The sequence below is a fragment of the Mastigocoleus testarum BC008 genome, assembly GCF_001456025.1.
Classification (GTDB): Bacteria; Cyanobacteriota; Cyanobacteriia; order Cyanobacteriales; family Nostocaceae; genus Mastigocoleus; species Mastigocoleus testarum.
Window position 1 is genome coordinate 229,261 of the sequence record NZ_LMTZ01000129.1, and the last position, 18,396, is coordinate 247,656.

Below are 18,396 nucleotides of genomic sequence, written 5' to 3' on the forward strand. Positions count from 1 at the left end.
GCTAGAGGCTATAACTACGTTACCTTTGGATCTGCCGTCGCCATAAAAGCTCTAGGTATTGTGTACAGTAAAAGGGTTATTAGGTAATAATCGCGGTCTTTTCAATAGGGTTATATAGTAACTAATTAAGCGGACTTGATATCAATCAGTGATTCTCAAGTAATATTAGTGTTTAAGAAAATAATAGGGAAAACAATTATAAACACAAAAAACTTTTTCAACAGCTAACAAACAACTGTTTAATGTTGTAAATATTACATCGTGTCAGTAGAATATTAAATTATCCAACAAGACACACTGAATATAAAAATAAATTTCAATGCAAGAATTATCCGCCACTGACAGGAGGAATTAAGACAACCTCATCTCCATCCTGCAGTAATGTATCAGGCTCAACAAAATTAAAATTAACACCAAACCTCGTTACTTCACGCCATTTACTCAGTTCGGGATGTCCGGATATTAAGCGATCGCGCACATCCCCCACTGGCGTATCTTTGGGAATCTCTAGCACCATTTCTGGTACTCCGTATGCTTCTTGGTAAGCAGCAAATAACTTAACGGTAACTTGGATTGCAGACATTGGGAACAAAATAAATTATTTCAAGATTGTTTACTTATCTTTACAATTTAAAAAAATGATGCAAATTACCAAATCTAATATCAAATAGAGTGTCGCATTGATATGAACAGTCTAATTGGTATATATCTGCTCAATAAATTGAAATCCTTGCTTTGCAACAATTGCAAGTCCTACTATTTTGTATTTGCTTGGAATATTACATATAATTTTAATCAATAAAGAGTAAAAACATTATTGAGAACAGTGTGCACACACACTATATTTTTAGAATTTTTGATTTTTCTTTAATTGTGAGTAAATACTATCTCAAATATTAAGAAAAATCAATAAAATCTTAATTTAGCACAAAAAATTATTTTCTAGGAAAATCTATTGTGCGAACTGTATTATTTGTAGCCCACGTACTTAAAAGTGTAAATATCAATAATGTATTAAGTGTATGTACTTAATTAGTGATTCTACTAACAGTCAAAAATCTTATGATAGTGTTAGGCTAATATATGTCTTATGAGTTGTTGCCTAAATCCTAATTGTTCCCATCCTAATGACCCGATGAACGCTGACAGAAAATTTTGTCGTAATTGCGGGTCTAGTCTGCTTTTGAATCAGCGCTATCGTATAACTAAACGTTTAGGAAAAGGAGGATTTAGTCGAACCTTTGAGGTCGAATATGAAAATTCTCATTATGTATTGAAGGTTTTAAACTTATCTCCATTTACTGAAAAAGTAAGACAGAAGGTTGTTGACCTATTTAAAAGAGAAGCGAATGTATTGCAATTTCTAAATCATCCAGGAATACCAAAAATACACGAAAATGGATATTTTGAATTAAAGTTTTCTAATTATCCAGAACCACTGTATTGCTTGGTGATGGAAAAAGTTGATGGTTTAAATTTACAAGAATGGTTAGATCGTCAAGGAGAAAAGCCACTTCCATTTGAGGAAATCTACAAGTCATTCAAGCAACTAGTAGAAATTTTAGACCTGGTTCATGAGCGGGGATATTTCCATCGGGATATTAAGCCAGCAAATATTATGCTAAGACCTGATGGTCAGTTAGTGCTAATTGATTTTGGTGCGGTAAGGGACTTAGCACAAACTTATTTACAACATGACGACATTAGAAATGGTACCCAAATAGGTTCTCCAGGATATGCTCCCCAAGAACAAATTCATTATGGAGAAACCGTTGCACAATCGGATATTTTTGCTTTAGGACGGACTTTTGTACATTTATTAACTAGACTTCATCCTTTAGATATTCCCATCGATAAAAATGGTAAATTAACTTGGCGAAATAAAGTTTTATTACCACCTAAAAATGAAGAGGGTGCAATTGATAAACTTCGTTGGTATAATTTCCAGAATTTATTAGACGCAACCATCGAAATCGATTGGCGTCGTCGACCTAAAGATACTAAAGTTCTTTTAAGACACCTGAATAAAAAATTAATTTTACATCTTATCCCTTATAAAGTAATAGCCATATTTTTATTATTAGGAATTGGAATATCTACTGGTAATTGGTATTTAAATGGAGTAAATGGTTGTTCAAAGATTTCTTATAGAAACTTTCCCATTGGTGATGAAATAAGTTGTGGGGAAGAAATCTTAATCAGTAATTTTTGGAATAAAGAAAAAAAACAAGGTGTCGTAGCATTTGCAAAGGGTGATTATGTCAATGGTTCTCGTTTACTACAACTTTCATTGAATAAACAACGCGATCCAGAAACTTTAATTTATTTGAATAATGCTCGGGTTAAAGCACAAAAAATTAAAGCATACACCATTGCTGTGGTTGCACCTATTAGTAATAACCAAGATAGTATTAATTCAAGTTTAGAAATTCTGCGAGGAGTAGCTCAAGCTCAAAATGAGTTCAATCAGAAATATAACAAACAAAAAATTGGTCTTAAAGTTCTAATTGCTAGCGATAATAATCGTCCTCGAATAGCTAGAAAAATTGCTAATTATCTAGTGCAAAAACGTGACATTTTAGCTGTTATTGGTCATTTTACTAGTGACACAACAGTAAAAGCTATTGATATTTATCAACAGAATAAACTACTACTAATTTCGGCAACAGCAACCTCAGAAGATTTATCAAAAAAGTGTTTAAATATTGAACTGAAAAATTGCTTCTTCCGTCGAATAGTTAGCAGCGATAGCATAACTGCTAAAACTTTAGCTAGTTATCTAATAAATCAAGCTGATAAGCAAAAAGCAGCTGTCTTTTACAATAAAAATAGTAACTATAGTAAATCTTTACGAAACGTATTTAATATTGAATTTAATAATGGAGGAGGAGAAGTAGTTGAAGAGTTTAATTTATCCGATCCCCATTGGCATGCGGATTACGTAATTGCTCGAGCTAAGCGGAACAATGCTGATGCAATTGTATTATTTCCTAATAGTGATGGTTTGGTTTCTAATAAAGCCCTTCAAGTTATTACAGCAGCAGAAAAGAAAATTTTGATTGTTGGTGGAGATGGTCTTTACCATTCCAACACTCTGAGAGTGGTCAGACAGAATGCATTGGGCTTAGTCGTAGCAATTCCTTGGCATCATAGTATCAATCCCAATGATGGGTTTTCTGTCAGTTCAGAAAAGATGTGGCGAGGAAAAGTTAGCTGGCGTACAGCAACATCATACGATGCAACTAATACTTTAATTGCTGCATTAAAAAAACTACCAATTTCAGCAATAAGTGAAGATGTAGCCAGGGTTACCGCAAACCCAGATTTTAATAGTATTGGAACCACCGGCAAAATAACTTTTAATGCAAATGGCGAACGTTCCGCACAGCCGATAGGGGGCGATACCAAACAGCAAGATATCCATTTAGTTAAAGTTATCCGTAATACTGCTGGGTACTTAGAGTTTATGCCTTTGTTGGGGACTGGGGATTAGGGGATTGGCGTTAGCGGAAGCGTGGCGTTAGCCATAAGCACTGCGTGCCGCACGCCGCAAGCGGCATATGGTGATTGGCGACTGGCGACTGGGGATTAGAGACTGGGTATTGAGCAAAGATTCATACTCATTACTTATTACTTATTACTTATTACTTATTACTCATTACTCATTACTCCTCACTTCCCCTGTACTACGAATTAATTCAGCAATAAGTGCAGCGATCGCAGAAACTACAATTAATATTACGCTTAATGCATTAACATCGGGCTTTACGCCCATTCTGATTCGACTAAAGATTTCCATTGGTAAAGTATTGGAACCACCCCCAGCAGTAAAACTGGCAATAATAAAATCGTCCAAACTTAACACAAAAGCCAGCAAACAACCTGCAATAATACCTGGCATCAATTGGGGTAATAACACTTTCATGAATGCTTGTACTGGGGTCGCACCCAAATCCAATGCAGCTTCTTCCAAATGGGGATCGATATTATTGAGTCTGGAAGAAACGACAAGAGCAACGTAAGCGAGACAAAAGACCAAATGAGCAGCGATTATTGTCCATAAACTAGGAGTAATTGCAAAAGCTGCGAGAAAAACTAAAGTCGCTACAGCGATCGCAATATCGGGAATAATCAAAGGTAGGTAAGAAATACCCCGATAAAGGGATCTACCAGGAAAACGATAACGCGCTAAACCCACAGCCATTAAAGTACCAAAAATAGCTGCAATACCAACCGCAGTACAAGCAACAATTAAACTATTTTTCAGCGCCAATAAAATACTTTCATCCTGAAATAAGTAACGGTACCATTTCAAGGTAAAGCCTTCCCACTTAGCACTGTAAGCAGACTGGTTAAAACTGTAGAAAGCTAATACCCCAATGGGGAGGTACATAAAAATAAATATTATCAGCGAGAAAACCGCCTGCCATGAGACATGTAAATAATTACGTTTTTTCAGCACTTTCGAGCTTCACTCCTATCTAAATACTCAGTCATTACTATTTAAGCTTGGAATTAGTTTAAATAAGCTGAAAATGTCGTATAAAGCACTACTGAGTAAATTACTCAGTAGATACTCAGTGGCTAAGTTAATTCTTATCCATTGTACCCAACACTCAAGATTTTTGGTTCTCTATATTTCATTTCCTAACTGTCAGGATGTTACGAAAAATTGAATTCACCTACCTGTATTTTGCTGTTATCTCTATATAGTAAAAATAATTCAATTATTTATTCAATTATTTTTTCAATTATTTTCTACATATAACAAAGGGAAGCCCTAAGACTTCCCTTGAAACTAAGCTATGACTTGACTTTTAAGCTACTAGCTTAATTTGTGCTACAGAATCGTTTAATGCCTCTTTAGGCATGGAACATAAGTCCATGTCCCCATCTGGAGTTCTATCAAAGCCACACAAAACAAAATCACCATAAATGTGAGTATTCCAAGGTAATGTCGCTATCCAAGGTAATTGTGAAACAGCACCACAATCATCAATCACTGCTGTAACTACTGGATTAATGAATCGACGATAAACACACTCAATATATGGACGCTCATTCTGTTTGCCAACCAATTGCTTTAAGTCATCTAATTGCAACCATTTATCACGTTTTAAGTACTCAATACTATTTTGAGTAATATGAGCAATATATAAATCAGAATGGTAAGTCATCTTCATTAATTACTTCGGTTGTTAGATTTTTTGCTTCACTGTTTAGCAATGATTCTAGTAGTTGCTTTAACGCGATTATCATTTTGCAACTATCTTCATTAAAGCCATCAAATTTATGCATTGAGCATAACTCTAAATATCTGCAAAGTAATTCAGCCTGTTCATAAGATAGAATCCAATTTACTTCTATCTTTCTACCCATCCCTCTGTTGTTAGTTTCCATCCTAGTTCCCACATCAACGAATTAATATCTTTAGTTTTAGGACTAATATCTAATTGTCCAGTTTGCTGTAGAAAGTTCAATCTTTCCCTCAATTTTTGAGGCTGGATTATTGCTTTGATTGTTTGACTACCTGCTTTAATCGCTGCTTTATTTGCTTTAAGAATTATTCCTGCTTCTTCTTCAATGAATAATTTTAAGTGACCCAAAGTAGCACTAGATTCGCTTAGGAAATGTTTATCAATGTATTCCCAGTACTGAGCAAAAAAGTCAATTGACTCTTGAACTTCCTTGAATGCACCAACGGTTAAACCAGTGCAAAGCAAGTCAATCATGATTGTCCATCTTTCACCCTTGATATTTTTAGGAACCTTGAAGGGTTTTTTGCCTTTGCGGGTAAGTAAGTTTCTCCAGAAAACATAATTCTGAACATTTTCTTTAGTGTTCCAAAAAATGTGAAATTTTTCATCGATACCATCCCAACTAATGGATTGCAAGTCAATTTTGTCTAGGTTTAAATCAAGTCCGTCATATTCCTTTAATTCGTCATGGGAAAACTTATCGAAAGGTTTATGAGGAATTAATAGCAATCTTCTATGGAGTTCAGAAAATTCTTGATTGATATGCAGTGGCTCAACTGAACTAATTATTTTGGGACAGAACACATGATAGTTTTTATTTTCCCCATGACTATTAGCAATGCTAATTCTGTCTGTATTGCGGTTGTACCCAAATAGTAGTAACTGATAAATGCGTGGGTCACGTCTTAATGTTTCAGCATGAATGTTATCCCAAGCAAGTAATGCGCCATCTTTTTCCATGTCTTTTGTAGCTCCATCCATCCACCTCATGGCGTCCAAGGCATTGCGAATACTTGCAAAAGTATCTGTAGGTGAGAATGTTTGACTAAAACCATGAAGGTAGTTAGCGAGCATTGAAAGAGTTGATTTACCGCTACCTTTATCACCCCAAGCGAACAATATAGGCGTAATCATCGACCATTTACTAGGGAGTAGCATATATATAGATGCAACAGGAATAAGTATTTTCTTCTGTGGCAACCACACAGATTGCTCTAGAATACTAGCTACATTCGCATAAATTGATTTGTCTTTCTCCCAATAATCAGTCCAGCTTTGAAGGTAAGTTGCATAAAATTCTTTTGGATCCAGGTAATGAGAAGTAGCAGTACTTTCTGTCATTAATCACTCCCCATAATTTTGCAAACAACCGACCAAACTACACTAGATTTTTCTGCAATAGCAGCTTCACTTAAAACATCAGCTAAGTCACTTACATTCTCAATCTTTTTATCTGGGAATGCTTCAGATAAACATTGCTTTGCAAATTTAGTTCTATCATTTAATTTCTCTAGTTCACTTTGTCCCTTACTTCCGTAGCTCTTACTTCCATAGCTTTTGGGTAAAGTTATTTCAGGTGGGTTGATTTTTTCTGGAGATTCACAAGGTGTAACCATCCAAAAACCAGTATTTAAGGAATTGAGTACAACTTCAGGAATGTCTGTTCCATCAGCTTGCTTACCAAGTAAGATTAAATCTATTTGGTTGGTGTCAAACACATCGATTTGACCTTGATATACCTTGCTTTCATCAAGTGTTGCAAGATTTTTGCATAATAGTTTTTCTACTCTAGATTGCTCTATTACTTTTTTCTCTTTAGTCTTCCAATCAGTTTTTTCGTAATTCTTTTTAGCTACCTTGAAGTAAATTTCTTGTGGCTCAAATTTCCAATCTTTACTGCTGCCTACTTTTATTACGCCTGTAGCACTTTTAGCATACCCAAATACATAGTAAAAATCATCATCTTGCTTAGTGCATAATTCTTGAAAATTAACCCCAAATTTAATTGAGGGGAAGTCGGACAATGAAATATAGCTAAATTTCTCAGAAGCTTTTGTATCACTTAAATATGCAGGCATCGTTTTTGATTGGATGAATAACAACACATAAGAGTGAGGATGTACTCACTCTTATTAAAAAAAAATTAAACAATGTGAATTTCGACGTTTTTACCTTTCTGTACTTTGAGGCTGTTAATTGTGCTTAACAAGGTAGTCAAAGGTAACTCGCATGCATCTTTCATTTTCAAGTCTGGAGCCATTGCAACAATAAAAAATGGGAATGGCATCTTATCTTTGCGATGCATGCAAAAAGTTTTTTTGTCAATTTCCTCAGGCGTCATTTTGTCATGAACAATATAAACACCTGATGCATTTACTTTGATGAACTCAGGTTCCTTTCTTGCTTTATCAGAATAACGTTCTGACAAGACTTGCGATACAGCTCCATCAGATTTAATAATTTTAAACTTCCCTGATGATGTTACTTCACAGTAATACCATTCATCCATGAAGGCGTATTTGCTGAACTCTTTCCCTGTCTTACGTTGCTCTAGCTTGTCTTGTAAAGATACGCGGCCTGACATAATTTTACTCCTAATCAAAATAAGCAAAGTGGGTTAAATTCGATTGCTCTAAAATGAGAGCTAGCCTCAAACTCAAGTAGCACTTGGTTAGCTTCAATGAAGCTAAAGCCTCTAATAGCTTTTTCCTGTACAGTCTTACCAACAATTCCTGTAGTAAGAAAAATGTTTGAACCGTAGGAATACCAAGGGGTATCCATTTCTAGCTTTGCAGCTAAAGAGCCGCCCTTAAGAACTGCAAGTCTACCAATGTCTTTAACTTGGTAGTAAATCGGCTCACCTCCCACCATTTCCTGAACTATCCTTTCAGGAATGCTTGCAGTAGGGAAACTATAGGGCAATACCTCAATGATTTTCTTTTCAATATTGAACCTCAAAAAATGTCGAGCAATTAAGCCTGACGGAGCGCTTTCGCAGTACTTAAGCATTGCTTCAGCCATTTCTTTATGACTGTTACAAATCTGAATCTCCACTATATTAATCATTTAGTCTATTGCAACTATGCTGTCTAGATGAGTTCTTAAGTTATTGAGTGGCACTACTGAAAGATTAGTATGTGGTATCTTCCAATCACCTTTGTCTGAAGTAAACAATAGCCGGTTAAATATTTGAGGGTGCTTATCTTGCACTCCTCTGAGGGTACGCCAGAATATTTCTTTTTCTGCATCTTTGAGCAACCATTGACCTTTGACTTCTATATATATAGGTATTGGAAACTCGAGACAGAAATCAATTTTCCAGGATATCTTAGGAAACGCTTTATTCTTAGGATAAATCTGGATTTCTTTCTGACGTCTTATTTCAACTTTGGGAAACCACACTTCAAGAAACTGAAAAGTTTTAAACTCTAGCACTGAATCCCAATGTTGTAGGCGACCACTAGCAAGCAAGTATGCTGGAATGTCTTTTTTGTTGGGGTAAGTTCTACTTGTAGCTGGGTCAATCCAGAAAGATTTTTTATTCTCTTTCCGCATATTCCTCATCCCAACATTCGCTGATTAGCTTTAAGAGTTCATCTTTAGTAATTGGGGTAAGCCCTTGTATTACAGCTTTACGTATTTTTAGTTTTACGTACGCTCTGTCATATGTCACTTCTACGGGTACCCTTTGCTTAAGACTTCCTATCATTGGGGTAGTACATTTTTTGATATACCCTTTTGGAGTAAGCATTGAAGGATGCAGAGAGGTAACGTATTTGTTGCCGATTGTTTCTGTCCAGTGTATTCGTTCTGGCATCCCTTCTCTATGTGTTGAAAATAATTCAAAAAATAATTCAAAAAATAATTGAATTATTTTTTATATATAGCCTCAGCCCTAGAGACCTTAGTTAAATCATCTTTTAGTTTTTGTAGCAACACAGCAGCCTCATAATGCTTACCTTGCACAAGTCTATTGTGTGCATTAAGTAAAACTTCAAATGAAACTATCATTCTTTCGCCTCTAGCAAAACCATGTTTTGTAATCCTTAAATTATCTGCATCTTCTGCTAACGCAAAACTTAAGGTACCTAACTTTTTGTAGGTTTCAACCAGTTCTTTATAAATGTCATTCATCAGAGCAATAAAAAGTAGGAGTTCCGAACGATTTCTATAGTGATGTAAAAAAAAATACAGTCAATTGTTATTAGTTTTTCTTAATCACTTTCTCGGAGATAAAATTTATTAGTAAGCAGTCAGCTGCATTTTTACGTATATATACGAATGACGACCTTTTTATTGAGTGTTAACACCCCTATTCCTTAAAGACTCGCTAATTATTTGAGTAAAATCAGCAGGTTCTTGGTTGACCCATAAAGGAATCTTTTGTGACTTTGTTCGTTTAAATGCACCGGTAACAGTTCCGACTTTTCTAGACCCGTATTCGTTTAACTCGCGATTGGATTCATCAACTATTTTTTGACTAGATAATACGCTGCAATAAGCGGGGTAAATTCTAGTGACTTCCTTGTAGAGAATTTTATCTTTCTGCCTAATACCTTCTTTCTTTTCTTCTAATACGCTAAGCGTTAATATTTTTGCAGTTGACAATGTTAATAATGATTTAAGCCTTTGTTCGGCTTCGTTCTCTGAGCCACCATAAACAGCCATTTGACGACCATTGTCTAAATTAGCTGTTGCACGAAAGCGACCCCAGTTGTAACCATTTGCGCCACCTGCAGCATTTTTAATAGTTGTCCAATTAAGTTTGTTTCTAGCTACGTCTGGAATATTGTAAGTAACTCGCTTTCCTGCTGGTGAAGTGTAAAACGGTGGTTCTTTTGTACTAAAAAAAGTAATCGTTAATCGAATAGTGTGAGGAGACGCCCTTACATAATCAACGATTGGTTGGGCCACAATATCGCCAACATCACGATGTTCTATTAATTTACGTAGCGCTATAACTTCAGCAATTAATGGTCTTAAAGTAAGGTTATTTCCTGTAACCCTAATTTTTTCGCTCATAAAAATAACAATAATTACTTAATTTAAATTGGAACTGCTAACGCTTCCAGCTTAACCGAGTAATTATCGTCTTGAATAGCAAACCTATGACTGCCGTAACTATATTTTTTAACTTCTGTAGTTACATTGAAAAGAGTGCTTGCATTGTCTCTTGAATACACAGGAAATGAAGCAATTACAACAACGTCCAAAGGGTAAATAAATTGAGCGCGTACTGTGTAGAACTTATCCTCTGCCCTAACCTTTATCTTGCTAATCAATCTACTATTTACTTTGTTGGCATTATTAATGTTAAAAGTATGTCTTATTATTATTGCTTTGTTTCCACTGTCAATAACTAAATGGTTAGTGCTTTCAGTCCATTTTGAAAACAAAGGATTAATTGTTCCTAAATCTGTCCAATTACCAAATGCATCATTCATCTACTTCATTTTCTAATTCGTCCATTCTTTCATCGTATTCACCGCCTAACAAATATTCCCGCAATTCAGCACCCGAAACAGGAATCATTAAACCATTACTTCCAGGTCTGGCAATGAAAGCTGTATTATGCCTAGGCTTAAACAAGTGCATCGCATTAACTAAAGTCTCTTGGAAACCAGGTTCGCCTGGAAGTAATAGTTCATTCATGTCAGGTAATGGGTAGCGATTTACAGCAAAATTAAGCCTTTGGCACGGGTCCAGCCCTTTGCAATTGCATTATCTTCTTGCGCTGGATCAATAAAAATACTGAATGAGCCAGATGTTTCACCCTGGGTAAAATCTTTTTTAAATCTTGATGGCTTAGGTTGTGAAGCACCAAAGATTAAATCTTTGTCACCTGCCGAAGCTTGTTTTACTCCTAACTCTGCTAAATCAGTTGCAGGTACAAAGCTAGGAAGCAATGGAGATATCCAAGCATATTTAATGCCTTGAATCGTTACGTAGAGAGTTTGCGATAAAGCAGAGTTGCCCCCAAATCTACGCCTTCCCGGGATAACTTTGTATCCAGATGCCTTTAAGCTTGCAATTTTATCGTCTGAACACCAGCTAGACTCGTAGCCGCTTGTTTCTTTTTTGGATGCTCTCGCCGGCTTGGGGGAGTTAACTCCAAAAGCAGTCTTGTCGGGTACACTGTTAAAATCAATAGCAGTTTGCCCAAAATTACTTCTTTTATCTGTTTTTAAACCAGTATTAAAACCATAATTAAAGTTACCTGTACCTGAACTGGTAACGACATAAACGGGGTCACGCGAACGATAATTTCTAGCCATAATTAAAAGTAGTGATTTCTTGTTATGATTATAACTTCATTAATTAATTTTTTGTTTTCTTTTAATCGTAACTGAAACCCTAGGGATAAGCATAAATTTAAGGCAATTTAATGATATTTGAAATATAAAAATTACAATGGAGTTAAGCACTAAAAAGTATTAATTAAAAACGCGTAATGGCTACTTTACTTTCTTCTGGTGGAACGCTTAAAGAGAATACTGTTGAAGGTCAAATAATGGAGTGTTTGACCCGTCTATTTCTGTTGGAACAAGAGGAAAATATAAGTAATACTTCTATTGGCTTTAATGCTAATAGCAGAATCTTTTCTGCTACATGTAATTTGCCTGTCGAAGAAGTAATCAGCGGTACAGGTGAAATATTTGTAACTGCTCAAGACTACCTGCCAGATTACTTAGGCTTTTCTAGCGGTAATGGTGACATTCAAGCGCCATCGATTATGCAACACTTGCATCAATTGATTATTTATGCACAAAGAATGGAGAAAGACGTAGAGAGCAATCCTAACAATGAGAATCGGATTACTTCCACTACAAATACTGATACCAGTACTTTCTCGGCTAACTTTAACTTTCAATTTGAATTAGGGCTTACTGATGATGGTATGCCTTATGAAAAGGCCATTGAGTATTTAGTAGATGTACCATCTGGCTCTGGTGATGGTAATGGAGATGGCAATCCATAGATTTAATCTAATTTACAGTTTCTTGTCTTTGTAAAAATAAGGAGCTAAGGTGATACCTGGCTCCGTTTTTGTATATGTCAAAAATAATTCAATTATTTTTTGAATTATTTTTTGAATTTTTTTTACTATATAGACAAGATGACTAGCAACACCTACAATCGCTCTCGAAATTTTGCTTTCAAAATAAATTCAAGTTCATCATCTAATATTATCCCTGTGCTTGGAAATAACTTAGATGGATTATCGGGAATCAATTCGGGAATACTATCAGCTAATCTGTTTTTAAAAAACTTAAAAATATTTTCTAGCATCAAATCATTACCAGAAATACAGTTACCAAATATAGAGTTTGATGACAGTGAAACAGAAAAACTCTACAAAACACTTGATGTTGAATGGAAATCACCACGTAAACAAATACAACTTTTAAGTAATGACGGCATTAATGGTTGGATTGTAATTGCCGAAATAAGTTTACTTAATCCTAGCGGCTATCCTTATAGGATATACAATGCCATGGATTATTTGACTGATAATTTAACTTATGAATTCGGCGAGAACGGAAGACTAGGTATTAAACTAATCGATGTTGGATATGGGTTATTAGAGGGAGATGATGAACTAACTATTCATGGAAGTTATGTGCAAGAAATAGTGTACGAAAATGAATGGGCTGGAAGCGGTAATGTAATCACAAATAATATAGAGACAAGTGTTAATGTTACTACGAATAGCTTTATTATTTTAAGTAGTAATAACTTTAGAAAATATGTACTAATTAGTAATCAAGGTTTTAATGATTGTTATATAAAATTTGGTGAAGATGTTGATGTTAATTCAGCAATTAAAATTGTGCCTGGCGGACATTATGAATACAGTACAAGCAATGTAAACTGGAGAGGTAATATATCTGCAATTTGTAAAAACGGAACTTCTAAACTAAACATTTTAGAGAGTATTTAATTATGGGATTATTTAGCCCTGCTAGCGTAAATGTAGAAATACCTGATTCTAATCAATCTTCAAGGACTTATGTAAATACTGGATACAACGTAACGACTACACCATCAGTCATACTTGGAAGCGATACGGAAAGAGTAGGCTTCATTATCTACAACACAGAGACAGAAAGAAGCGTGGTTCTAGTCCATGATGCCGGGAATGGCACTTACAGAACTATTACTGAAATACCTCCACTGGGAACCTATTTTGATGACTTTGCTTACACTGGGGTTTTAAAAGCAAGAGGCCCGTCTGGCTTAGCGACGATTAATGTGACAGAATTTAAAAAGTAAAGCATCCTCCAAGTATGTTAAGCTTCCGAGTTATTGATAGCTTGGAAGTCTTTCTTATGCGTAATCCATACAAAGAGTTACCTATATTTGAAAATGATATAAATGATTTTTCTATGCCTTATAAATTACACGGAAAAATAGATAGAGAAACAATGCTTGCAAAATATCAAGCATTAACTAATGCACCAAAAAACATATTATTTGTAAGGCTTAAAAGATGGTACGGAGACGACGAGTAAAAAAACCAAAAAGGCGTTTTAGGTTTCCAGAGTTAGACTATATGCCTCCAGAGGAAGAGCCTTCAGAGGTCCAAGATGGATTGACGCCTATTTCAGGTACTCCATTCTATATGACACCTACCACACCAGCTGACCCGATGGATTGCAACCGTTATCCTGATAGTCCTTTCTGTGGTAACCCTATTACTAATTCACCACTAGAATTAAGCACTGAAATAGTCCAGGACGAATGCAATATAGGAATTCAAGTTAATGGCGCTCTTGCGTTTGTTAAATTAGCTCCAGTTCAAATTGTTTACCGTAACCCTGTTTGCAGAATCCAGAAAAAAACTTTTGAACCAATTGAATACACTGAGGAGCCAGAACAACCAGAACCACCGCCCGACGGCGAACACGCTATATATATATGGTGCCCTATAGATATCATTCACTACAAACTTGAAGTAGAGGTTGAATGGGATAAACCACCCATATGGTTCCAGTACATGTCTCAACAAATCTCGATCGACATGATTGAGAAGAGGTACGAAACTCATAATGATTACACATATTTTATTGGTTGGGACATTCATTACACCATTGATTATTACTTGTACTACTTTGAGCCTGAATCATTTAAAGTAGATGATTACGGAATAAAGTTTTTGAACTTTAATGAGCAAGGCGTTCATAAGTACCCAGAAGATGGATATGATTTTTTGAATATTAAGGAGTCGGAATGGTACGACCTGCCGGGTGATAGCGCAAGGATTAGTGATAATCCTGACTCCCATTATGAAGACATGCTACGTAAGCCTAGTTATGTAGAGATAAATCCTGACTATACACCACGCTCGGATACTCAGTACTTAAGCAATTGGAATGGTGATGGAGGTTTCCCTAATTATGATGAATATGAAACACCGAAAGGATTAGTGAAAGTAAAGCCTGGTGAAGTAGGTTACAACGTTTTTGGAGTTCAGTACAGAGAATACAAGTATACTGTTGACCATCCGACTTTACATCGTGTTGAGAAATGGAAATCATATGTTTGTTATGAAGATGTCTGCATATTTGAAAATCCACTAAAGGAGCCACCGTATCCATATATGAGAAAGTGTTGTCCTGATAATTCTTACCTTTTGAAAAAAATCTATAAGGAAGTCAAAAAAGCTAACAAGCGTATTGGTAGCGATGAATTCCCTGCAACGGTTCCAGAATCTTTGTTAAAACAAGATGGCAAGGAATCAGGTACTAAGCAAATAGAAAATTTAGGTAGTTTAATTGCTTGGTTCGCAGAAAGGATGGATGAATTAATTGGTGAATTTGAAATACCAATAGAAATAGAAGATGCTGATTTGCTTAAAGATGGCGACCAAAAATTATCAATTAAATTACCTAATATTGCTGAGGCAATAGCTGAGATATTTTCATTGGTACTTAATAACTCAGTTAACCAAGACGTCATTCTTGCAATGGCAACTAAAGCATTAGTTGAGTCTGGGAGTTCTAAGCAGGTAGCAACAAAAAACAACTATTTACTTGAGTCGATTGTTGATTACCTAGCATTTAAGACAAAAGATAAAGTAATTGAGATGCCAATGACATTTACGCCAGGCGCTCAAGACTTTAGTTTGATGCTTCAAGAAAAGTATGTGGAAGTACTTGTTACTGAATACGATGATAAAACTAACTTACAAAAAACGCTAACAGAATTGTTATTTGCAGGCGCTGTTATCCGTGGTGCATTTTATCGCCGTATTGAAAATCCATCAATTGCCAAGCAAGAAATTCAGGACAATATATTTAGGGCATTGCAAATTAAGAAAAACCTTGAAGATGTGGAAAGGGATGGTACTAAAGAGATAGAAGAATACATCAAAAAACTAACAGATAACGGAAATGGCGATTAAAATATTAGCTAGCAAATTAGTAAGTAGAACTATACGTAAAAAAGCCGCTGATAATGGAATTAGAAAATTTAGCTTTACAGGAAATGATGACACTAAAGATAAGGACGGCAATGTATTAACTCGGTTCTTCAGTTCTTTTCTTAAATTCACTAGCAATGTTTTAGGCGAGGCATTCAGAATAATAGCTAGTGGATTGAAATTTAGTTTTACTGCTTTATGGAGTGGGGTAGTTAATGCATTCCAATTTTTATGGAACTTTGATTGGAATATAAGTGACGAGCAAATTAACAATAATGTTATTGCCCAGTACCAAAGCATGGTTAACAATTTAGGTTCTGTTACTGGGCAAAGTATGGGGTGGTTAGTTTGTGGTGTACTCCCATCATCTTTAATATTTGTATTTAATGAACCCTTGGGAGCCCATTTATTAAGTAGGGTAGGCTTAGAAGCTTTTGAGGAATTAAGTGGCTCAATAGCTGGACTTGCTACCTCTACCTTCCAAAGCTATATGACTGCTGCATTCTTATCAATATATAGAGATGCTAGGGCGTTAATTCGCGGAACAGAGTTAGATTACGTTAACAACCAATTAGACAAGGGTCTTAAGTTAGTTGACCTAAGAACACAATTAGAAATTAGACGACGACCTTTTATATTTGCTGAAAAGTTTAAGAAAGGAGTTGATTCTATTGAAAATAAATTTGTCAAAGGTTTTATTGAGAATTTTGTAGAAGAATTTAGCGAAACTTGCATAGAAGCTGGTTATGTTGTAGCCGGTGGATTAGATGCTTTTTATGCCCAACAACACCAAGCTAAAGATGTTTTGTTAGGCAAAGAGCAGACAATTGAACTTGAATTCAAGGATGATGGAAAAATAGAAGCCAAGCATATCGTATGACTCATCTAGAGACTGGAGTCTTAGTACTTCAAATAGTAGAAATGTTCGCTGTTTTTTATGTTAATCAGTGCGTTCAAACAGAACGAAAAAAAACAGTATTTTTAAAACGAAGAGTTAATAGATTAAAAGAATGCGAGATGCTAATTAGAAGAGATACTTCAATGAAATTTACAGAATTAATTAAAACGATGTTAACGATTACTGAAGCAATAAAAAATATTGCAGAAGCATTAGATAAAATACCTGACGATAATGTAGAAGCAAAAGCATCAATTCTTTCGATGAATGACATACAGGATAGGCTTGTTAAAATAGAGCAAGATAACCTCGATACGAATCCATAAATCCCCCCTTAATCAAGAGCAAGTAGGAACTCCAGGAAGGTCTAACAGCCTTCCTTTTCTATATAGTAAAAATAATTCAATTATTTATTCAATTATTTTTTCAATTATTTTCAACATATAGCGAGACACAGCAAACACACATAACAACGGACAATGAGATGAAAGCTAGCATAACTGTCTACGATTTGCCTTGCATGCATTACATAACAAGGTTTGTAGTCGTTTTTATGACAACTAAGCTAGCTTAAGTCTCATTAATTATGCTTATCTATGGTTTTAAAGTTATTGGGTAAGGTCATGTATCTAATCAGGCATTTACTTGCATTTAAGTTACAAGTAAAAATGTTTAAACAAGCTTTATTTAGATAGGCAGCTAGGTTTTTCAAACGTAGAACTTAAGAACTTAGGTGCTTTATATTTTAAATTAAATATATATAAATATAAAAATAATAAAAAAATAATATAAATAATAAATAATAGTATTTATTAAGTCTAATAATTAGTAGTAATAAATAATATAATTAATTTTAAGTAATACCTGATTTTCCTAATCCACAGCCAGTAAAAGAGGGGGAGTTAACCCCCATTATTTCTTATTCAATTAATGAATCAATTACTTGATTAACTTATCTAATTTATCCATTAATTGCTTTATTTGTTCTTTTAATTCTTTATTCTCATTCTTTAATTGCTCTATTTCAGATAATGTAGTTTGATTGCTTGCTGGCAGCTCAGGATTAATTCCCTTAGCTATTCGCCCAGTATCACGGTAGTGCTTTCTTGAAACTTCTTCACCATGTTCACACCAACTATTAACAATATCTCTATCACGCCCTAAATCATATATTTGGTGAGATACAAAAGTATGACGCGTGTTGTAGGGAGGCAAGTACTTGCTGATTTTTCCTTGTTCTAGCAGTATGCGAACAAAGCCAGAGTGTGCATAAGTAATACCCTTGGATTTATAAAATTTGTTATTCCAGTATCTCCCGGCTATGTCGTCATTAATTTTACGTCCAGTAGAACTTAAAAATACACATTCATTACCATTTCCTTGTTTTAATTCTTTAAGCAGGTTCCATAGCCTACCGTTTTTAGGCATGGGAAATAGTCGCTCAGTTTCATTTTTAGTAGGTTTAAATTTTTTTATACGCCCGTTATAAGTCCTTCTAAAAACTATGCATTCGTTATCCCACTTAACATCACCCCACCATAGCCCGCAAGCTTCACCTATTCGGCATCCAGTTAGAAACCTAAAAGCAGTGAAGTGATACCAATGCTTAAACTTACCATCATGGTTTTTTAGAAAACTCATTATTGTTTCAGCTTCATCCCAAGTGAAAGCTAAATCTTTGTTGTCTAAATTCGTGTCTTCACTACTATAGTCACTCTGTTTAATTTCTTTAATTCGTTTTTACCCATCTTCCGCACTCTAACTGTCACAATCGGTAATTACTTAAATAAATCAATAATAAAAGAGTAAAAAAGTAC

The 18,396-nt window shown here is 35.1% G+C and carries 23 protein-coding genes; 8 read left to right on the plus strand and 15 right to left on the minus strand.

All coding sequences use genetic code 11. The annotated features are described in order from the left end of the window. Positions 1-328: 328 nt before the first annotated feature. Positions 329-583, minus strand: a complete 255-nt coding sequence (locus tag BC008_RS34280) for a MoaD/ThiS family protein (protein ID WP_027844081.1) — start codon at positions 581-583, stop codon at positions 329-331. A gap of 507 nt (positions 584-1,090) precedes the next feature. Between BC008_RS34280 and BC008_RS34285 the strand changes: the two genes are divergently transcribed. Next, complete coding sequence (locus BC008_RS34285; RefSeq protein ID WP_082650670.1) at positions 1,091-3,493, plus strand: bifunctional serine/threonine-protein kinase/ABC transporter substrate-binding protein; 2,403 nt, start codon at positions 1,091-1,093, stop codon at positions 3,491-3,493. A 165-nt stretch (positions 3,494-3,658) separates the two neighbouring features. Here BC008_RS34285 and BC008_RS34290 read toward each other — a convergent pair whose 3' ends face one another. The 13 genes from BC008_RS34290 to BC008_RS34355 form a co-directional block, all read right to left on the minus strand. Continuing rightward, positions 3,659-4,393 carry an ABC transporter permease gene (locus tag BC008_RS34290; RefSeq protein ID WP_027844080.1) on the minus strand — a complete coding sequence of 245 codons (735 nt, stop codon included), beginning with the start codon at positions 4,391-4,393 and terminating at the stop codon, positions 3,659-3,661. Positions 4,394-4,817: 424 nt separating this feature from the next. Beyond that, positions 4,818-5,177, minus strand: coding sequence for a hypothetical protein (locus BC008_RS34295; RefSeq protein WP_058184161.1), 360 nt, complete (start codon positions 5,175-5,177; stop codon positions 4,818-4,820). A gap of 186 nt (positions 5,178-5,363) precedes the next feature. Then, positions 5,364-6,599 carry a hypothetical protein gene (locus tag BC008_RS34305; RefSeq protein ID WP_027844077.1) on the minus strand — a complete coding sequence of 412 codons (1,236 nt, stop codon included), beginning with the start codon at positions 6,597-6,599 and terminating at the stop codon, positions 5,364-5,366. Then, the gene (locus BC008_RS34310) at positions 6,599-7,336 is read right to left on the minus strand and encodes a hypothetical protein (protein ID WP_027844076.1); all 738 of its coding nucleotides are present in this window, start codon (positions 7,334-7,336) and stop codon (positions 6,599-6,601) included. The genes BC008_RS34305 and BC008_RS34310 overlap by 1 nt, the downstream gene beginning before the upstream one ends. Before the next feature lie 65 nt (positions 7,337-7,401). Continuing rightward, positions 7,402-7,842, minus strand: a complete 441-nt coding sequence (locus BC008_RS34315) for a hypothetical protein (RefSeq protein ID WP_027844075.1) — start codon at positions 7,840-7,842, stop codon at positions 7,402-7,404. A gap of 14 nt (positions 7,843-7,856) precedes the next feature. Next, positions 7,857-8,324 carry a hypothetical protein gene (locus BC008_RS34320; protein ID WP_027844074.1) on the minus strand — a complete coding sequence of 156 codons (468 nt, stop codon included), beginning with the start codon at positions 8,322-8,324 and terminating at the stop codon, positions 7,857-7,859. Beyond that, entirely contained in the window at positions 8,325-8,813 is a 489-nt protein-coding gene (locus BC008_RS34325) for a hypothetical protein (RefSeq protein ID WP_027844073.1), read from the minus strand. After that, entirely contained in the window at positions 8,797-9,075 is a 279-nt protein-coding gene (locus BC008_RS49900) for a hypothetical protein (RefSeq protein WP_058184162.1), read from the minus strand. The genes BC008_RS34325 and BC008_RS49900 overlap by 17 nt, the downstream gene beginning before the upstream one ends. A gap of 53 nt (positions 9,076-9,128) precedes the next feature. After that, complete coding sequence (locus BC008_RS34335; RefSeq protein ID WP_027844071.1) at positions 9,129-9,392, minus strand: hypothetical protein; 264 nt, start codon at positions 9,390-9,392, stop codon at positions 9,129-9,131. A gap of 159 nt (positions 9,393-9,551) precedes the next feature. After that, positions 9,552-10,280 (minus strand): hypothetical protein, encoded by a 729-nt coding sequence (locus BC008_RS34340; protein WP_027844070.1) that lies wholly within the window; start codon positions 10,278-10,280, stop codon positions 9,552-9,554. 23 nt (positions 10,281-10,303) lie between these two features. Then, positions 10,304-10,702 (minus strand): hypothetical protein, encoded by a 399-nt coding sequence (locus BC008_RS34345; RefSeq protein ID WP_027844069.1) that lies wholly within the window; start codon positions 10,700-10,702, stop codon positions 10,304-10,306. Beyond that, a complete protein-coding gene (locus BC008_RS34350; protein WP_036265966.1) occupies positions 10,695-10,910 on the minus strand; it encodes a hypothetical protein in 216 nt (71 codons plus the stop codon). Before BC008_RS34350 ends, BC008_RS34345 begins: the two co-directional genes overlap by 8 nt. 20 nt (positions 10,911-10,930) lie before the next feature. After that, entirely contained in the window at positions 10,931-11,533 is a 603-nt protein-coding gene (locus tag BC008_RS34355) for a hypothetical protein (RefSeq protein WP_027844068.1), read from the minus strand. Positions 11,534-11,709: 176 nt separating this feature from the next. Between BC008_RS34355 and BC008_RS34360 the strand changes: the two genes are divergently transcribed. The 7 genes from BC008_RS34360 (at position 11,710) to BC008_RS34390 (ending at position 16,905) form a co-directional block, all read left to right on the plus strand. Then, positions 11,710-12,237: a hypothetical protein gene (locus BC008_RS34360; protein ID WP_027844067.1), complete on the plus strand. Its 528-nt coding sequence runs from the start codon at positions 11,710-11,712 to the stop codon at positions 12,235-12,237. A gap of 138 nt (positions 12,238-12,375) precedes the next feature. After that, the gene (locus BC008_RS34365; RefSeq protein WP_058184163.1) at positions 12,376-13,200 is read left to right on the plus strand and encodes a hypothetical protein; all 825 of its coding nucleotides are present in this window, start codon (positions 12,376-12,378) and stop codon (positions 13,198-13,200) included. A gap of 2 nt (positions 13,201-13,202) precedes the next feature. Next, positions 13,203-13,532: a hypothetical protein gene (locus BC008_RS34370; RefSeq protein ID WP_036265962.1), complete on the plus strand. Its 330-nt coding sequence runs from the start codon at positions 13,203-13,205 to the stop codon at positions 13,530-13,532. 56 nt (positions 13,533-13,588) lie between these two features. Continuing rightward, positions 13,589-13,771 (plus strand): hypothetical protein, encoded by a 183-nt coding sequence (locus BC008_RS34375; protein WP_153009691.1) that lies wholly within the window; start codon positions 13,589-13,591, stop codon positions 13,769-13,771. Then, positions 13,750-15,663 carry a hypothetical protein gene (locus BC008_RS34380; RefSeq protein ID WP_153009692.1) on the plus strand — a complete coding sequence of 638 codons (1,914 nt, stop codon included), beginning with the start codon at positions 13,750-13,752 and terminating at the stop codon, positions 15,661-15,663. The genes BC008_RS34375 and BC008_RS34380 overlap by 22 nt, the downstream gene beginning before the upstream one ends. Beyond that, positions 15,653-16,561, plus strand: a complete 909-nt coding sequence (locus BC008_RS34385; RefSeq protein WP_027844064.1) for a hypothetical protein — start codon at positions 15,653-15,655, stop codon at positions 16,559-16,561. The genes BC008_RS34380 and BC008_RS34385 overlap by 11 nt, the downstream gene beginning before the upstream one ends. Beyond that, positions 16,558-16,905 (plus strand): hypothetical protein, encoded by a 348-nt coding sequence (locus BC008_RS34390; RefSeq protein ID WP_027844063.1) that lies wholly within the window; start codon positions 16,558-16,560, stop codon positions 16,903-16,905. The genes BC008_RS34385 and BC008_RS34390 overlap by 4 nt, the downstream gene beginning before the upstream one ends. Positions 16,906-17,518: 613 nt before the next feature. On the opposite strand, the gene BC008_RS34395 is transcribed toward BC008_RS34390, so the two are convergent. After that, the gene (locus BC008_RS34395; RefSeq protein WP_082650698.1) at positions 17,519-18,313 is read right to left on the minus strand and encodes a tyrosine-type recombinase/integrase; all 795 of its coding nucleotides are present in this window, start codon (positions 18,311-18,313) and stop codon (positions 17,519-17,521) included. Between the last annotated feature and the right edge of the window lie 83 nt (positions 18,314-18,396).

Coding starts and splice junctions, on each gene's coding strand:
- BC008_RS34280 (WP_027844081.1), bottom strand. CDS start 583: ATGTCTGCAATCCAAGTTACCGTTAAGTTATTTGCTGCTTACCAAGAA.
- BC008_RS34285 (WP_082650670.1), top strand. CDS start 1,091: ATGAGTTGTTGCCTAAATCCTAATTGTTCCCATCCTAATGACCCGATG.
- BC008_RS34290 (WP_027844080.1), bottom strand. CDS start 4,393: ATGTACCTCCCCATTGGGGTATTAGCTTTCTACAGTTTTAACCAGTCT.
- BC008_RS34295 (WP_058184161.1), bottom strand. CDS start 5,177: ATGACTTACCATTCTGATTTATATATTGCTCATATTACTCAAAATAGT.
- BC008_RS34305 (WP_027844077.1), bottom strand. CDS start 6,599: ATGACAGAAAGTACTGCTACTTCTCATTACCTGGATCCAAAAGAATTT.
- BC008_RS34310 (WP_027844076.1), bottom strand. CDS start 7,336: ATGCCTGCATATTTAAGTGATACAAAAGCTTCTGAGAAATTTAGCTAT.
- BC008_RS34315 (WP_027844075.1), bottom strand. CDS start 7,842: ATGTCAGGCCGCGTATCTTTACAAGACAAGCTAGAGCAACGTAAGACA.
- BC008_RS34320 (WP_027844074.1), bottom strand. CDS start 8,324: ATGATTAATATAGTGGAGATTCAGATTTGTAACAGTCATAAAGAAATG.
- BC008_RS34325 (WP_027844073.1), bottom strand. CDS start 8,813: ATGCGGAAAGAGAATAAAAAATCTTTCTGGATTGACCCAGCTACAAGT.
- BC008_RS49900 (WP_058184162.1), bottom strand. CDS start 9,075: ATGCCAGAACGAATACACTGGACAGAAACAATCGGCAACAAATACGTT.
- BC008_RS34335 (WP_027844071.1), bottom strand. CDS start 9,392: ATGAATGACATTTATAAAGAACTGGTTGAAACCTACAAAAAGTTAGGT.
- BC008_RS34340 (WP_027844070.1), bottom strand. CDS start 10,280: ATGAGCGAAAAAATTAGGGTTACAGGAAATAACCTTACTTTAAGACCA.
- BC008_RS34345 (WP_027844069.1), bottom strand. CDS start 10,702: ATGAATGATGCATTTGGTAATTGGACAGATTTAGGAACAATTAATCCT.
- BC008_RS34350 (WP_036265966.1), bottom strand. CDS start 10,910: ATGAATGAACTATTACTTCCAGGCGAACCTGGTTTCCAAGAGACTTTA.
- BC008_RS34355 (WP_027844068.1), bottom strand. CDS start 11,533: ATGGCTAGAAATTATCGTTCGCGTGACCCCGTTTATGTCGTTACCAGT.
- BC008_RS34360 (WP_027844067.1), top strand. CDS start 11,710: ATGGCTACTTTACTTTCTTCTGGTGGAACGCTTAAAGAGAATACTGTT.
- BC008_RS34365 (WP_058184163.1), top strand. CDS start 12,376: ATGACTAGCAACACCTACAATCGCTCTCGAAATTTTGCTTTCAAAATA.
- BC008_RS34370 (WP_036265962.1), top strand. CDS start 13,203: ATGGGATTATTTAGCCCTGCTAGCGTAAATGTAGAAATACCTGATTCT.
- BC008_RS34375 (WP_153009691.1), top strand. CDS start 13,589: ATGCGTAATCCATACAAAGAGTTACCTATATTTGAAAATGATATAAAT.
- BC008_RS34380 (WP_153009692.1), top strand. CDS start 13,750: ATGGTACGGAGACGACGAGTAAAAAAACCAAAAAGGCGTTTTAGGTTT.
- BC008_RS34385 (WP_027844064.1), top strand. CDS start 15,653: ATGGCGATTAAAATATTAGCTAGCAAATTAGTAAGTAGAACTATACGT.
- BC008_RS34390 (WP_027844063.1), top strand. CDS start 16,558: ATGACTCATCTAGAGACTGGAGTCTTAGTACTTCAAATAGTAGAAATG.